The sequence below is a fragment of the Phenylobacterium sp. genome, from assembly GCF_004297125.1.
GTDB lineage: Bacteria > Pseudomonadota > Alphaproteobacteria > Caulobacterales > Caulobacteraceae > Phenylobacterium.
The window spans coordinates 61,397-75,747 of record NZ_SCVD01000023.1 but is presented as its reverse complement, the minus strand read 5'-3'; the positions used below and the strand labels follow the sequence as shown (position 1 = coordinate 75,747).

The window sequence follows — 14,351 nt, the reverse complement described above, 5'->3', positions numbered from 1 at the left end:
GGGCCGCACAGTGGCGACTTTTTTCTTCGACGACATGACCGCTGTGCAGGCGGCCTCCTACAACTCGGCGAACGACCGCATCATCGTCTCCGACTCGACGCTGACGGCGGCGAAGTTCTCGGTGTCTTTCATCCCGTTCACGATCGACTCGCCGGACCGGATCATCGTGGCCTCGCCGACCAAGTCGCTCACCTTCGCGGATCCGGGCGGCTTCCGCGCCCCGACGAACGGGGCGACCAGCATGGTCTTCGCCGATAGCTCGCTGCTCTACGCGGGCCTGACGACGGGCGACACGGTCCAGGGCGGGGCGGGCGCCGACGGCCTCTTCGGCGGCACCGGCAACGACACTTTGGCCGGCGGCGCGGGTAACGACGTGCTTCAGGGCAACCAGGACAACGACGTCCTGTCGGGCGAAGGCGGCGACGACGTGATCTACGGCGGTCGCGACAATGACCTCATCGACGTCGGTGGCTTCACCAACGCCACGCTCCTGCAGTTCGCGCAAGGCAACCTCGGCAACGACACCATCTCGGGCGGCGCCGGCGCCGACCTGCTGCTGGGCGGCCAGGGTGACGACAGCATCAACGCCAGCCAGGGCGGCAGCGACTATGTGCTGGGCAACCTCGGCAACGACAGCCTCACCGGCTCGTCGGCGGCCGACACGCTCGGCGGCCAGGACGGCGACGACAGGGTCACCGGGGGCGGCGGCAAGGACTCACTGGATGGCGGCACGGGCGCCGACACCATCGTCGCCACGGGCTCCGGGGCTGACACGATCGACGCGGGTGATGGCAATGACACCGTCGACGCCGCCGACGGCGCCAACGTCGTCGCGCTTGGCGCCGGCAACGACACCCTCGTCAGCACCGACGGCGCCGACTCGGTCGACGGCGGAGCCGGCGACGATGTGATCACCGCCGGCGACGGCGCCAACACCGTCAACTCCGGCGCCGGCGCCGACAACGTGACGACCACGGGCGGCGCCGACGTGATCACCACCGGCGACGACAACGACACGGTGAACGCCGGAGCCGGGTCCAACAACGTCTCCACGGGAGCCGGCACGGACAACGTGACGACGCTCGGCGGTAACGACACCATCGCCACGGGCGACGGCAACGACACGATCAACGCCGGCGGCGGGACGGACGCGATCGACGCCGGGGCCGGCGCCAACGTCGTCGTCCTGTCGGGCGGCGGATCGGTGACCGGCGGCGAAGGCAACGATAATGTCTCCGGCGCGACTGAAGACGTATCTATCAACGTCGCCGCCGGCGACGACACGGTCACCACGACCAGCGGCAACGGCTCGTTCCTCCTGGGCGAGGGCGTCAACAGCCTCAGCTCCGGGAGCGGCAACGACACGGTCACGGCCGGCACGGGCGCCGACATCCTGTCGACGGCCGGCGGCAACGACTCCATCGACGCCGGCGCGGGCGCCAACGACATCGACGCCGGGAGCGGCAATAACGTCGTGGTTTCCGGCGCGGGTAACGACACGATCGACACCGGGTCGGGCAACGACAACGTCAGTTCCGGCGATGGTGGCGACGTGATCAACGTCGACACCACCACCGCGGGGGGCGTGGACATCGTCAATTCCGGCGCGGGTGACGACGCGGTCACCTTCAGCGGCCGCGCCGCGATCCAGACCGGCGAAGGCGCGGACACGATCAACGGCAGCGGATCGTCCGACAGCATTCTCAACGGCGGAGAGGGCGGCAACGCCATCACCGCGGGGACCGGCGCCGACAGCATCACCACGGGTTCCGGCAACGACACCATCAGCGGAGGCGCCACGGGCCTCAACAGCATCGACGCGGGTGGCGGCGCGGACAGCATTTCGGGGGCGGGCACGCTCCTGGGCGGCGCTGGCAACGACACGATCACTGGAACCGCCGGCGTTGAAACCATCACCGGGGGCGCCGGCGCCGACAGCCTCACCGGCGGCGGCGGAGCCGACGTCTTCAACTTCAGTGCGGCAGACTCGCCGGCGACGGCTGCCGGCGCCGACCGGATCGCCGCCTTCGATTCGGCCAGCCTGCTGGAGTTCGGCGGCGCGGCCGGCAGCGGAGCGAACTACCTCGAAGTGGGGTCGGCCGCCGACTTCGCCGCCGCGCTCACCGCCGCCGACACTGCGCTGAATAGCACGGTTCTCTACTACGCCACGGCAGTCGGCTCCGATGTCTACGTCTTTGCCGACATCAACGGCGATGGCAGTGCGGACTCCGCAGTGCTTCTCGTCGGGCGAACGCTGGCGGATATCTCCACGGCCAATATCGTCTGATTCCGTCCTCACCGGACTTGAGCGAGGGCCGCCCTTCGGGGCGGCCCTTTGCTTTTGGGCCGCATCGGCTCATCAGGGGGCCATGATCGGCCTCGCGCCCTCCCGCCCCGACCTTGCCCCATTCGCGGGCGATCGACGGTCATGACCGGGCCGCGGATCCTCTTCGTCGTCGACGCCGGCCCGTCCGTGGGCGGCGGCCATGCGATGCGCTCGCTGACCCTCGCGCGCGCGCTCGAGGCCCACGGCGCGACCTGCGTCTTCGTCGGCCCGCCGGCGGTATCGGAACTGCTGGACGCCTTCGCCCCCGAGACGCCGCGCATACCGGCCGAGGACCTGGCCGCCGCTGCGGTTCGGGAGGCGTTCGACGCCATCGTCTTCGACCACTACGGCCTTTCCGAGCCGGACCACCGGGCCATGGCCCAGGGCCGTCCGGTGCTGGTGATCGACGACCTGGCCAACCGACCGCTGGGGGCCGACATCGTCCTGGATTCGGGGCCCGAGCGGCGCGCCGGCGACTACCTCGGCCTGACCCCCGAGACGACCCGGCTGCTGCTGGGACCGGCCTACGCCCCCATCCGGCCGGAATTCGCCGTCCTGCGCGAACCGGCCCTGGCCTGGCGCGGGGAGCCGGTGCAACGGGTCCTGGTCTCCATGGGCCTGACCGACGTCGGCGGCGTCACCGCCCGCGTCGTCGAGCGGCTGCGCCATAGGGTGCAGGAGATCGGGATCGACGTCGTGCTGGGCGGCCAGTCCCCCAGCCTGCCAGGCCTGGCCAAGGTCGCCCGGCGCGACCCGCGGCTGATGCTGCATGTCGACACGCCGCACATGGCCCGCCTCACCGCCGAGGCCGACATCGGCGTCGGCGCCGCCGGCTCGGCGACCTGGGAGCGGTGCGTCCTGGGCCTGCCGTCCCTGATGGTCGTGCTGGCCGACAACCAGCGCGGCGCGGCCCGCGCGATGGCCGAGCGCGAGGCCGCTCTGGTCGTCGATATCGCCGCCGCGGATTTCGACGCGGCATTCGACCGCGCCCTGATGCGCCTGCTGCGCGACGCCGACCTGCGCCGCAAGCTGGCCGCGGCAAGCGCCGAGGTCTGCGACGGACTGGGAGCGGGCCGCACGGCCGAGGCCTTCCTGAACCTCATCGCCGCCCCCTGACGGCCCCTAATCGTGCGTTAACCGCAACGTGGTGCCTTCTATCTGAATTCGGAGGCATCGGCCGTGGCCGCCAATCACCCGCAACCGGAGGGGGCGCACTCGTCCTCCTCCGGCTCTTCGACGGTCGAACCGCTCGTCCGGCTGGCGGATCTGCAGACTATTCCGATGCCCAACGGCATCCTGGGCGTCGCCGAGGTCTCCAAGCACATCGGCTTCCCGGTCCACAGGGTCTATTACATCCGCGACGTGCCGACCGGCGCGGGCCGCGGCAGCCACGGCCATAGGGCGCTGCGGCAGTGCTTCCTGTGCCTGCGCGGCAGCGTGCGGCTGAAGATCACCCGGGATGGCCGCACCGAGACCGTCGAACTGAGCCGGCCATCGCAGGCGGCGGTGGTGCCGGCCGGCTGCTGGCGCGACCTGAGCGACTTCTCCCATGACTCCGTCGTCATCGTCCTGGCGTCGGAGGAGTACGACGAGGCCGACTACATCCGCTCGTACGAGGACTTCGTGCGCTGGGACGCCGGTGACGAACCGGTCACGGCCGTACCCTACCTGGACCTGAAGCGGACCTCGCAGGCCGTCGGCCCCGAAATGGAACTGGCCATGCGCCGGGTCGTGAAGTCCGGCGCTCTGATCGGCGGCCCCGAGGTCGCGGCGTTCGAAAGCCGCTTCGCGGACTATTGCGGCGCCGAGCACATGGTGGGCGTCGGCAACGGCCTGGACGCCCTGGCCATAGCGCTGCGCGCCTGGGGCGTCGGCCCGGGCGACGAGGTGATCGTGCCCGCTCACACCTTCATCGCCACCGCCCTGGCGGTCGACGAGGTCGGGGCGACGCCGGTCCTGGTGGACGTGGAACCCGACACCGGTCTGATGGACATGGCGTGCCTGGAGGCCGCGATCACCGGCCGGACACGCGTGATCATCCCGGTCCATCTCTACGGTCATCCGGTGGATATGGACGGCCTGCGCGCCGCCATCGACGGGCGCGAGATCAAGGTGCTCGAAGACGCCTGCCAGGCGCACGGCGCGCGCTATAAGGGCCGCCGGGTCGGCGCCCTGGGCGACGCAGCCGCCTTCAGCTTCTATCCGACCAAGAACCTGGGCGCGCTTGGCGACGGCGGCGCCCTGGTCACCGACGATCCCGACATCGCCAGCGCGGTCCGGATGATCGCCAACTACGGCTCTCTGGAGAAGTATCGCCACGAGATCGCCGGTCGCAACTCGCGGCTGGATCCGCTTCAGGCCGCCGTGCTGGGCGTGAAACTGGATCATCTCGACGCCGGCAACGCCCGGCGCAGCCAGCTGGCGCTACGCTACTTCCTGGGCCTCACCGACGTGCGCGGCCTGGAGCTGCCCACGGTCCGAGGCTGGGCGCAGCCGGTATGGCACGTCTTCCCGGTCCGGGCCCCAGGCGTGCGTGACGAGTTGCAGGCCTTCCTCGCGGAGGGCGGCGTGGGGACGAACATCCATTACCCGACGCCGGTTTGCTCGCAGCCTTGCTACGCCGGCCGCTGGCGCGCGGGCCAGTTCCCTGTCGCCGAGGCCCTGGGCGGATCGCTCCTCAGCCTCCCCTTGGACCCGACCCACTCCGACCGCGAGATCGACTTCGTGATCGCCCGCGTGCGGGCGTTCTTCGGCGCCTGACCCCGACGCCCAGAGCGCTATTCGCTCCGATTGAATCGGAGCGGCGCTCCAGGTCTTTGCTTTGTCGCGCTTTCTGGCGGCGAACCGGTATCCACTTCGCCGGAAAGCACTCTAGGAGGCGGCGCGGACCGGCTGGCCGTCCAGCCCAGCTTCACGGCGCCATCGGGTGAACATCTCGCCGAAGGCCTGCTCCATCCGGCGGGTGAACCCGACCTCGTCGCAGCATCCGCCCGCCTCGAACGACGGGCGCACCCGCGCCCGCAGGGCGTCGAGCCGCTGGAGATCCTCCGTCAGTTCCAAGGCGCGCTCGACGAAGGCGTCCGGCGTATCCGTGAGCAGGTCCGGCAACCCGGACGCCTTGAGCATGGCCTGCGCGTAGGCGCCCCCCTGGAAATCGCAGTCGGCCATGGTCAGCACGGGCACGCCGTTCGAAAGGGCGTCGAGAGTCGTGGTCGACCCGGCGAACGGCCAGGCGTCCAGCATGAGGTCCACCTGGCGGTAGGCGGCGAAATAGGCCTCGCCCGTCGTATGGCCCTCGAACACGATCCGCTCCGGCGCGACGCCCCGGGCGGCGAACCTGGCCTGGGTCGCCCGCTGCAGGACGGGATCGCTGAAGTAGGAGTACTTCAGCAGCAGCCGCGACGATGGCGTCGACCGCAGGATGGCGGCCCAGGCGTCGAGCACCCAGTCGTTCAGTTTGGCGGGGTGATTGAACGAGCCGAACGTCAGAAGCCCGGACGCCAGCGCCGGCGTCGGAACGGGCGGCAGGCGGCCCTCGGCCGGACGGAAGGCCGTATAGACCGGGCCGATCTGCCAGATCTCCTCCGTATAGCGGCCCTCCGGATAGCTGCGGTCCGAGGTCGCATGCGGGATGTAGTCGACCTGCTCGAGGCCGGTCGTGTGGCTGGAATTGATCCACGCCACTTGGACGGGCGCCGGCCTCCGCGCGAGGACGGAGATGCGCGAGCCGGCCGTATGGCCCCAGCAGTCGGCGAGGACGTCGACGCCGTCGCGGCGGATCAGGGCCGCGGCGTCGGCATCCGACAGATGGCCGATCGGATGCACGGCGATCCAGTCCGGCCAATTCGACTCCGTGTCCGCGCTCGCCGGGTAAAGCGTGACCTCCACGGCCGCCGGATCGTGGTTCTCCAGCAACGGCGTCATGTACTGGCGAAGCTGTGAGCCGGCGAAGTTCGGGGCGACATAGCCGATACGCAGCCGCCGCCCTCCCAAGGGCGGGTTCGAGAAAGGGGCCGCGGGGTGCGCAGGCGCATGACGGCGGGCCCAGGCCTTGGCCTCCTCGGCGAACCGGGCTTCGCCATCCTCGCAGAACAGGGTCGCCCAAAGGCGGAACTGGGAGGCCCGTGGGGTGGGGCGGGCTTCGGCGACCATCCCGAACACCTCGGACGCCTCTTCGACGCGTCCCTGATGCTGCAGGCTGAGGCCGTAGGCCAGCAGGTCCTCGGCGCCCATTCGCCCGGCCGACAGGCACAGCGCCCTCACCACGGCGGACATGGCGACCATGTGCTGGCCGTAGAGCTGATCGGCGATGAGGGCGGCATGCGCGGCGTCGGTGCGACACCGGCCCGCATCCCCGCCCCTGGCGGTCACCAGCGGCAGGGTGTGCAGGATCCGGGCGTCCTCCATCGCCAAGGCCGCGCCGTTCGGATCGCCCGAGGTCAGCTTCGCGCTCGCCAGCCAGTAGCGGACCTCCGCGTTGGCCGGCTCGCGGGCGGCGAGGTCCTCGAAGATCTCGACGGCGGTCCAGGGATCGCCGGCCAGTTGCGCCTCGCGCCCGGCCCGCATCATCGTTTGGGTCGTGCTCACCATCAGGCCTTCAGCACGGTGTTCTTGCGGATCACCGCGGCGCCGGCGGCGTCCAGGTCCTCGCGCGTCGCGGTGAGACTGAGCGGGCCGTCCAGCGTGGCGTTCACCGCATCCATGCCGGACGCTCGGCCCTTCCCGCGCGCCACGAGATAGCGGAGCGAGATGCGCTCGTGGTCGGCGGCGTCCGGCTGGGTGCCGTGCAGGGTGCAGGCGTGCCACATGGCCGCGAAGCCCGTGCCCCCGGTCAGGATGCGCTGCTGGGTCACCGTCTCGCCGTGCTCGCCGTTGCGGTAGAGCCAGGTTCCGTCCGGGGCGCGGGTCAGGTCGTGCGGGAACACCGACCCGCCGAGCCGGTGGCTGCCCTCGAGCAGGTACAGCGGCGCGTCCGCCTTCGTGACCGGGTGCAGGTAGATGTAGAGGGTCAGGAAATCGGCTTCCCGGTCCTTGTAGTCGATCAGGTCCTGGTGGAAGTCGATGCCGTAGAAATAGGTGATGTCCCGGTGCTGCGGCTTCACATAGGCGCCCAGGTTGTTCACCGGGTTGCCGTGGATGCGGGTCTTCAGCCAGTCGGGGATCGAGCGGGCCGGCACGCCGCAGACAACCTTCTTGTTCAGGATCTCGTAGTCGGCGCCCAGCAAGGCGGTGATCGCCTCCACGATATGCGGGGCCTGTTCGACGAAGCCCAGCTTGGCCTCGAAGCGCTCCAGCAGGTTGCGGCCCGGCTTCGGATTGACGCCGGTGTACTGCGGGTCGGCGTCGAAGTCCGCCTCGCTCTGGAACAGGGTCTCGTCGAAGGCCCGCGTGGCGCGGATGTCGGCCAGCAGCTCGGTCGCGGCGTCGGCGTCCACCGGGGCGTGGAACAGGTGCGCGCCGGTCTCGATGAAGTCCGAGATCGCGTCGGCGGCCAGCCCGGGGCCGGCCATCGGCTTCGCCATCATGTTCACGGGGACTCTCCGCATCGTCGTCGTGGTTAAGCGGCCAGAAGAGCCGCTTCGCGTTAACCCACGCTTACGATGCGGCGCTTCTCCGCTTCTAGGCGGCCTTCGAACCCATCGCCTGCCCCTCGTAGACGAACGCGGGGTCGTCCAGATCGATCAGGGGCAGCGCGTCCTTCTCGCGCCAGTAGTCCTGGCTGTGCTGCCACTCGGGCTTGTCGCCGCTCTTGGGCAGCAGATGCATGCCCCGCATCAGATAGCCCGGATTGAAGTTTTCGGGATCCATCCACGGCAGCAGCGGCATGTCGCGGTCCTCGGGCCTAAGCGCCACCTCGACCTTCGCGGCGCCCTTGTCGCGCATGTGGTTCAGCAGCCGGCAGACGAAGTCCGCGATCAGGTCGGCGCGCAGGGTCCAGCTCGCCCGGAAGTAACCGAACACCCAGACCATGTTCGGCACGCCGGTGAACATCATGCCGCGGTAGGTGACGGTCTTGGAGAAATCGAGAGGTTCGCCGTCGATGGAGAAATCGATGTCGCCCAGGACGTTGAGGTTGAAGCCGGTCGCCGTGACGATGATGTCGGCCTCGAGGGTTTCGCCCGACTTCAGCAGGATCCCGGCCTCGGTGAACCGGTCGATCTCGTCGGTCACGACCGAGGCCTTGCCCGCCTTCACCGCCTGGAAGATGTCGCCCTCCGGCACGAAAGCGATCCGCTGGCGCCAGGGCCGGTAGCTGGGCGTGAAATGCTTGGCCGTCACCTCAGGCCCCACGAAGGCGCTGACGCCGGCCAGCAGCTCCTGCTTGACGGACTCCGGCTCCTCGAAGGCGCGGCGGGTGAAGGCGTCCTGGTCGAACAGGATCTTCCGCCGCACGATCTCGTGGATCCAGTTCTCGTCGACCTTCAGCTCGCGAAGCGTGTCGGCGAGCTCGTTGGCGTTGCGGCCGGGGATGAAATAGGTGGGCGAGCGCTGCAGCAGAGTCACGTGCCCACAGTCGTCCGCGATGTTGGGCAGCAGGGTCGCGGCGGTCGCGCCCGAGCCGATGATGACGACCTTCTTGTCCTTCAGGTCCAGGTCGTCCGGCCAGGTCTGCGGATGGACGATACGGCCCTTGAAGCTGTCCATGCCGGCCCACTCAGGCGTGTAGCCTTCCGACTGGCGGTAGTAGCCCTGGCACATCCACAGGAAGTTCGCGGTGAATCGGAGCTTCTCCCCGGTGTCGAGACGCACCGCCTCGATGGTCCAGAGGTTCTCGGTGTTCGACCAGCTCGCCCGCTCGATCCGGTGGCCGTAACGGATGTGCTGCGCCAGGTCGTTCTCTTCGATCACCTCGCCCATGTACGAGAGAATTTCCTCCGCCGTGGCGATCGGCGGGCCCACCCAGGGCTTGAACCGGTAGCCGAAGGTGTAGAGGTCGCTGTCCGACCGGATGCCCGGATATTTGTGGGTGAGCCAGGTGCCGCCGAAGCTCTCGAGAGTCTCCAGCACGACGAAGGAGCGGTCCGGGGATTGCTGGCGCAGGTGGTAGGCGGCGCCGACCCCCGAGATCCCCGCCCCCACGATCAGGACGTCGAAATGACCGGCGTCCGTGACAGTCGCACTGATGGCGTTCATGGCTCTGGGCCTCCCAATTGCTTCGTTGGGGCCGACCATGGGGCATCCGCCAGGGCCTGGCCCTTGATGCAGATCAATCTAAGTGATCGTTGATAACTAATCTAGCCGGAAGGTGGCCGGCGATGACGCCCGCTCAGGCCAGCATGTCCCAGGCCAGCGGCTCGCCCCGCCGCAGGTCGCGTCTCGCCGTCCGGCCCAGCACCTCCTCGAAGTGCGCCGGCGGCAGGCCATGGCCCGGCCGGATGGAACGCACGTTGGCCCGGCTCAGCCGCTCGCCCGCCTTCACGTCGGCGGAAACGTACAGCGAGCGCCGGAACTGCAGATTGCCCCGTTCCGACCCCAGCACGTCGTAGTGGGCGCGGCCCAGCGCCTCCCAGGCCGCCTTGGTGTCGTGGACCAGCGCCGTGAATTCGGCCGGCTCCAGGCTGAAGTCGGCGTCCGGCCCGCCGTCGGCGCGGGCCAGGGTGAAGTGCTTCTCGATGATCGAGGCGCCCATGGCCACCGCCGCCACCGAGGCCGCCGTCCCCATGGTGTGGTCCGAGAGCCCGATCGGGCAGCCGAAACGGTCGGCCATGTCGGCCACCGTGCGCACATTGGCGTCGGCGAAAGTCGCGGGATAGCTCGACACGCAGTGCAGCAGGGCCACGCCCGGCGCGCCGGCGTCCAGCGCCGCGTTCCGCGCGGCCTCCATCTCGGCCAGGTTGGCCATGCCGGTGGAGATGATCAGCGGCTTGCCCTTGGCCGCCGCATAGCGGATCAGCGGCAGGTCCACGGCCTCGAACGAGGCGATCTTGAAGGCCGGCGCGTCCAGGTCGGCCAGCAGGTCGACCGCCGTCTCGTCGAACGGGCTGGAGAAGATCGTCACGCCCCGCTTGCGGGCCCGCTCGAAGATCGCTGGATGCCATTCGTAGGGGGTGTAGGCCTCCTGGTAGAGCTCATAGAGGCTGCGCCCGTCCCACAGGCCGCCGTGGATCCGGAATTCGGGCCGGTCCACGTCCATGGTGATGGTGTCGGCGGTGTAGGTCTGGATCTTGATCGCGTCACAGCCGGTGTCGGCCGCGGCGTCCACCATGGTCAGCGCCCGCTCCAGGCTGCCGTTGTGGTTGCCCGACAGCTCGCAGATCACGAACGGGGGATGCTCGGCGCCGATCTTCCGGCCGGCGATCTCGATCTCGGGGCTCCTGGCCATGCGGGTCTTCTAACGCCCGCTCGCTGAAAGCGGTGTTAACCAACGCGGCATCGGGCGTCGCACCGCATCGGAATCGACACTACATTAGCGCCATGTCCGCACCTCGCCCCGAACCACGCAATGTCCGCTGCCTGATCGTGGGCTCCGGCCCCGCTGGCTACACCGCCGCCGTCTATGCCGCGCGCGCCCTGCTGAATCCCGTACTGATCCAGGGCATCCAGCCCGGCGGTCAGCTCACCATCACCACCGACGTCGAGAATTATCCGGGCTTCGCCGACGTCATCCAGGGTCCCTGGCTGATGGAGCAGATGCAGGCCCAGGCCGCGCACGTCGGCACGGAGATCGTCACCGACATCGTCACCAGGGCCGACCTGTCCCAGCGCCCGTTCCGGCTGGAGACCGACAGCGGCCAGGTCTGGCTGGCCGAGACCCTGATCATCGCCACCGGCGCCCAGGCCAAGTGGCTGGGAATCGAGACAGAGCAGAAGTTCCAGGGCTTCGGCGTCTCGGCCTGCGCCACCTGCGACGGCTTCTTCTACCGGGGCAAGAACGTGGTCGTGGTCGGCGGCGGCAACACGGCGGTGGAGGAGGCCCTGTTCCTCACCAACTTCGCCGCCAAGGTCACCGTCGTCCACCGCAAGGACGAGTTCCGCGCCGAGCGCATCCTGCAGGAGCGCCTGTTCAACCACCCGAAGATCGAGGTGGTCTGGGAGCATGTGCTGGACGAGGTCACCGGCGACACCGATCCTCTCGGCGTCACAGGCGTGAAGCTCAAGAATGTGAAGACCGGCGCCACCCGGACGCTCGACGCCGACGGGGTCTTCATCGCCATCGGCCACGCCCCGGCCTCCGAATTGTTCAAGGGCCAGCTCGAGATGGACGCCAGCGGCTATCTGAAGGTGAAGGCCGGCACGGCCTCGACCGCGATCGACGGCGTCTACGCGGCGGGCGACGTCACCGACGACGTCTACCGCCAGGCGGTGACCGCGGCCGGCATGGGCTGCATGGCCGCGCTGGAGGCCGTGCGCTTCCTCGCCGAGGAAGACCACCGCAAGGCTCACCACCCGATCAGCCACCATGAGGCGCAGAAGATCGGCGCCTGGTGAGAATAATCCGCAACGGCCAAGCTATGTCTGAAACCCGACGCATGTCTGGACCGTTACCCCAGCGTGCAGGCCCAAAACCAGAGTGCGAGTGATCGGTACAGACAGCAGGCGGAGGTCGTCATGCGGCTGGCCGCCAGGGCCGACAATCCGGCCGAGAAGGATGTCTACCTTTCGATCGCCGAGGGCTGGCGCAAGCTGGCCGCGGAGGCCCTGCGCAACGAGCGCCAGGACCTGCCGCAGGCCGCCAAGGAGCGCCGCAGCTTCCGCCGCGACGACTGACGCCGCCGCCGCGAAGCGCTAGCCTGGGCGGATGATCCGCTATGCCCGCGCCGCCGACCACCCCGCCATCGCCGAAGTGGTCGAGGCCGCCTTCGGCCAGCCCGACGAAGCCCGGCTGGTGGAACGGTTGCGCGCCGCCGGCGACGTGCTGTTCGAACTGGTCGCGCTGGACGACGGCGTGGTCGCCGGGCACGTCCTGTTCAGCCGCCTGTGGGCCGACAGCCAGCAGCTCTACGCCGCCTTGGCCCCGCTCGCCGTCCGTCCGGGCCTGCAGCGGACCGGCGTCGGCTCGGCCCTGACCCGCGCCAGTCTGGAACAGGCCCGAGAGTTCGGCGCCCACGGCGTCATCGTCCTGGGCCACCCGGCCTACTATCCCCGCTTCGGCTTCTCGGCGGCCGCCGCGGCGAAGGTGCGGTCGGTCTACGCCGGCGGTCCCGGCTTCATGGCGCTCGCGCTGGAGCCCGGCGCCTTCGACGCGCCCCTCAGCATCATCTATCCCGACGCCTTCGCGGGCTGAGGGTGGTCCCGGCGTCGCTCCGGGGCGTACATTGAGGATCGTCAGGCAAGGACCCCACGCATGAAGGCCGCGCTCATCGCCCTGATCGCCCTCTCCGCCGGCTCGACCCAGGCCCAGACGGCCGAGGCGCTGATGAAGGCCCCGCTGCGCGCCACCGCCAACGGCGTCGCCTTGGACCTGGCCCGACCCGCCCTGTCGTACGCACCGCGCTACGCCAACGTGCCCGAGCCGCGCATCCCCGGGGTCGCCAAGACCTCCGTCGACCACCGCTACGATGCGGGTGTCGTCGGTTCGCTGGGGTTCCTCTGCGGACTTGAGCCCGGCCAGGAGCGCAAGGGCGCCGTGCAGGGCTACGACCCGACCGGACGGTTCGTAGGCGCGAAGCTGCGCGTGGCGTTCCGTTAGGCGGACGGCGCGGGCGCCGTTGCGGCTGCGGGCGCGGCCACCGTTGCGGCCGAGGGCGCGGTGGCGGCCGGCTTCTGGTCCATCGCGCGCTCCATCGCCTCCAGGCTCTGGTTGATGCGCTTGACCTCGTCCGCCGTCGGCGCGCGGCGGGTGGACATCAGGACGCCCATGACACGCTTGCGCTCGCCGCTGGGCATGGTGGGATCCACGACGCTGTAGGTGCGCACCTCGCCGGCCACGGCCAGGGTGATCTTGCGCTCGGTGGGGACGCCCTGCGCGTCCAGCGTCATCAGGCCGCCCTGCGTGCGCGCATCGATGCTGCCCAGGACGGCGGGGCTCAGGTAGGCCTCGCCGCCGGCGTAGCGGCCGGTGAAGGCCGGGGGTTCGCCCCACGGCCCGGTCCAGCGGTAGAAGATGTGCTGCCCCACCTGGGTCATCTTCACCAGGGTCGGGGCCCAATACGGGGCGACGTACTGGGCGTGATAATGGGTGGCCGAGCCCACGGTCTTGTCGACGTAGCCATTGAGCGCCCGCTCCGCCACGGCCCGGGCCCGCTTCCACAGCGCCGGCTGCGGCGCCCAGCGCAGCGACCCGTCGCAGGTGAAGGTGAACTGGCAGCCGGTGACCCGGGCCGACCCCTGGTAGACCACGCCGCATACGGACTTCGGATAGGCTGGGTGGCGCATGCGGTTCAGCACCACCTGGGCGACCGCCTCCTGGCCCACTTCGGGCTCGCGGGCGGCTTCATAGTAGACGGCCTCCGCAAGACACTGCACCGCCCGGGCGCGATCGGCGCCCGAGGCCGGCAGCACGAAGGGCTTCATCGGCCGGATCGGCAGTCTGGCGAAGGGACGTAACGCGTTCACATCCTCGGCCGTGGCCGCGTCGGTCTCGGTGGCCAGTCCCAGATCGGGAACGTCGTCCATGTCCAGGCTGCCCCAGCCCTCTGGCCGAGCCCAGAGGTCGGGAGCGCGCGAGGCAGGGTCGTGTCGCAGAGCCAGGGCCCGCATCGCCGGATCCATGGAGGAGGCCAGCTTCAGGAGGCCGTCGTTCGAGAGATCGCGCGACGCGAAGCGCGCCGCTTCCACCTTGGGCTGGGGCGCGCAGGCGGGTCCGGCCGCGGCGGCCGTCAGGACCAGCGCGGCCCCCATCTTCGCCCGGAACGGGCGAAGCCTATGCCTGCGGAACTCCAGGATCACATCCCCTCGTACGGCTTGAGGCGTCGCATATAGGCGCACACCGGCGATATTTGGACTCATACCCGGCAAAAATCGTGCAAGTGAGGCGGGTTCGACATGTCGTCGCACGTCCCGCCAGGGCGGTTGCAAGGCCCTTCCGCTCATCCCATGCTGGCGGCGGCCCGCTCGGGCCGGGGGTTCGATGCCACGTCCATGA

12 protein-coding genes are annotated in these 14,351 nt (G+C 69.7%); 7 read left to right on the top strand and 5 right to left on the bottom strand.

The window, feature by feature from the left end; translation table 11 throughout:
• Window positions 1-10: 10 nt before the first annotated feature.
• The 3 genes from EPO51_RS15945 (at window position 11) to EPO51_RS15935 (ending at window position 5,086) form a co-directional block, all read left to right on the top strand.
• Window positions 11-2,287 carry a beta strand repeat-containing protein gene (locus EPO51_RS15945; RefSeq protein WP_293352295.1) on the top strand — a complete coding sequence of 759 codons (2,277 nt, stop codon included), beginning with the start codon at window positions 11-13 and terminating at the stop codon, window positions 2,285-2,287.
• 141 nt (window positions 2,288-2,428) lie between these two features.
• Window positions 2,429-3,442 carry a UDP-2,4-diacetamido-2,4,6-trideoxy-beta-L-altropyranose hydrolase gene (pseG, locus tag EPO51_RS15940; RefSeq protein WP_293352293.1) on the top strand — a complete coding sequence of 338 codons (1,014 nt, stop codon included), beginning with the start codon at window positions 2,429-2,431 and terminating at the stop codon, window positions 3,440-3,442.
• A gap of 63 nt (window positions 3,443-3,505) precedes the next feature.
• The gene (locus tag EPO51_RS15935; protein WP_293352291.1) at window positions 3,506-5,086 is read left to right on the top strand and encodes an aminotransferase class I/II-fold pyridoxal phosphate-dependent enzyme; all 1,581 of its coding nucleotides are present in this window, start codon (window positions 3,506-3,508) and stop codon (window positions 5,084-5,086) included.
• A 111-nt stretch (window positions 5,087-5,197) separates the two neighbouring features.
• Here the strand turns inward: EPO51_RS15935 and EPO51_RS15930 are convergent, their stop codons facing one another.
• The 4 genes from EPO51_RS15930 to pseI all read right to left on the bottom strand — a co-directional run bounded on the left by EPO51_RS15930 (window position 5,198) and on the right by pseI (window position 10,649).
• A complete protein-coding gene (locus EPO51_RS15930) occupies window positions 5,198-6,913 on the bottom strand; it encodes an O-linked N-acetylglucosamine transferase, SPINDLY family protein (protein ID WP_293352289.1) in 1,716 nt (571 codons plus the stop codon).
• Window positions 6,914-6,915: 2 nt separating this feature from the next.
• A complete protein-coding gene (locus tag EPO51_RS15925) occupies window positions 6,916-7,851 on the bottom strand; it encodes a phytanoyl-CoA dioxygenase family protein (protein WP_293352407.1) in 936 nt (311 codons plus the stop codon).
• A 94-nt stretch (window positions 7,852-7,945) separates the two neighbouring features.
• Window positions 7,946-9,460 carry a flavin-containing monooxygenase gene (locus EPO51_RS15920; RefSeq protein WP_293352287.1) on the bottom strand — a complete coding sequence of 505 codons (1,515 nt, stop codon included), beginning with the start codon at window positions 9,458-9,460 and terminating at the stop codon, window positions 7,946-7,948.
• Window positions 9,461-9,593: 133 nt separating this feature from the next.
• On the bottom strand, window positions 9,594-10,649 hold the full coding sequence (gene pseI, locus EPO51_RS15915; RefSeq protein ID WP_293352285.1) for a pseudaminic acid synthase: 1,056 nt from the start codon (window positions 10,647-10,649) through the stop codon (window positions 9,594-9,596).
• Between the two features lie 92 nt (window positions 10,650-10,741).
• Here pseI and trxB point away from each other — a divergent pair, with 92 nt between their 5' ends.
• The 4 genes from trxB to EPO51_RS15895 all read left to right on the top strand — a co-directional run bounded on the left by trxB (window position 10,742) and on the right by EPO51_RS15895 (window position 12,956).
• Complete coding sequence (gene trxB, locus EPO51_RS15910; protein ID WP_293352283.1) at window positions 10,742-11,755, top strand: thioredoxin-disulfide reductase; 1,014 nt, start codon at window positions 10,742-10,744, stop codon at window positions 11,753-11,755.
• A gap of 120 nt (window positions 11,756-11,875) precedes the next feature.
• Window positions 11,876-12,034, top strand: coding sequence for a hypothetical protein (locus tag EPO51_RS15905; RefSeq protein ID WP_293352281.1), 159 nt, complete (start codon window positions 11,876-11,878; stop codon window positions 12,032-12,034).
• Window positions 12,035-12,065: 31 nt separating this feature from the next.
• Window positions 12,066-12,551 carry a GNAT family N-acetyltransferase gene (locus EPO51_RS15900; RefSeq protein WP_293352279.1) on the top strand — a complete coding sequence of 162 codons (486 nt, stop codon included), beginning with the start codon at window positions 12,066-12,068 and terminating at the stop codon, window positions 12,549-12,551.
• A gap of 60 nt (window positions 12,552-12,611) precedes the next feature.
• Entirely contained in the window at window positions 12,612-12,956 is a 345-nt protein-coding gene (locus EPO51_RS15895) for a hypothetical protein (RefSeq protein ID WP_293352277.1), read from the top strand.
• Here the strand turns inward: EPO51_RS15895 and EPO51_RS15890 are convergent.
• Window positions 12,953-14,155, bottom strand: coding sequence for a cell wall hydrolase (locus EPO51_RS15890; protein ID WP_293352275.1), 1,203 nt, complete (start codon window positions 14,153-14,155; stop codon window positions 12,953-12,955). The two genes, EPO51_RS15895 and EPO51_RS15890, sit on opposite strands and share 4 nt — an antisense overlap.
• Window positions 14,156-14,351: the final 196 nt, after the last annotated feature.

Bases quoted from the DNA above. Each gene is read 5' to 3' on its own strand.
- pseG (WP_293352293.1), top strand. From the start codon at position 2,429: ATGACCGGGCCGCGGATCCTCTTCGTCGTCGACGCCGGCCCGTCCGTG.
- EPO51_RS15925 (WP_293352407.1), bottom strand. From the start codon at position 7,851: ATGATGGCGAAGCCGATGGCCGGCCCCGGGCTGGCCGCCGACGCGATC.
- EPO51_RS15920 (WP_293352287.1), bottom strand. From the start codon at position 9,460: ATGAACGCCATCAGTGCGACTGTCACGGACGCCGGTCATTTCGACGTC.
- pseI (WP_293352285.1), bottom strand. From the start codon at position 10,649: ATGGCCAGGAGCCCCGAGATCGAGATCGCCGGCCGGAAGATCGGCGCC.
- trxB (WP_293352283.1), top strand. From the start codon at position 10,742: ATGTCCGCACCTCGCCCCGAACCACGCAATGTCCGCTGCCTGATCGTG.
- EPO51_RS15905 (WP_293352281.1), top strand. From the start codon at position 11,876: ATGCGGCTGGCCGCCAGGGCCGACAATCCGGCCGAGAAGGATGTCTAC.
- EPO51_RS15900 (WP_293352279.1), top strand. From the start codon at position 12,066: ATGATCCGCTATGCCCGCGCCGCCGACCACCCCGCCATCGCCGAAGTG.
- EPO51_RS15895 (WP_293352277.1), top strand. From the start codon at position 12,612: ATGAAGGCCGCGCTCATCGCCCTGATCGCCCTCTCCGCCGGCTCGACC.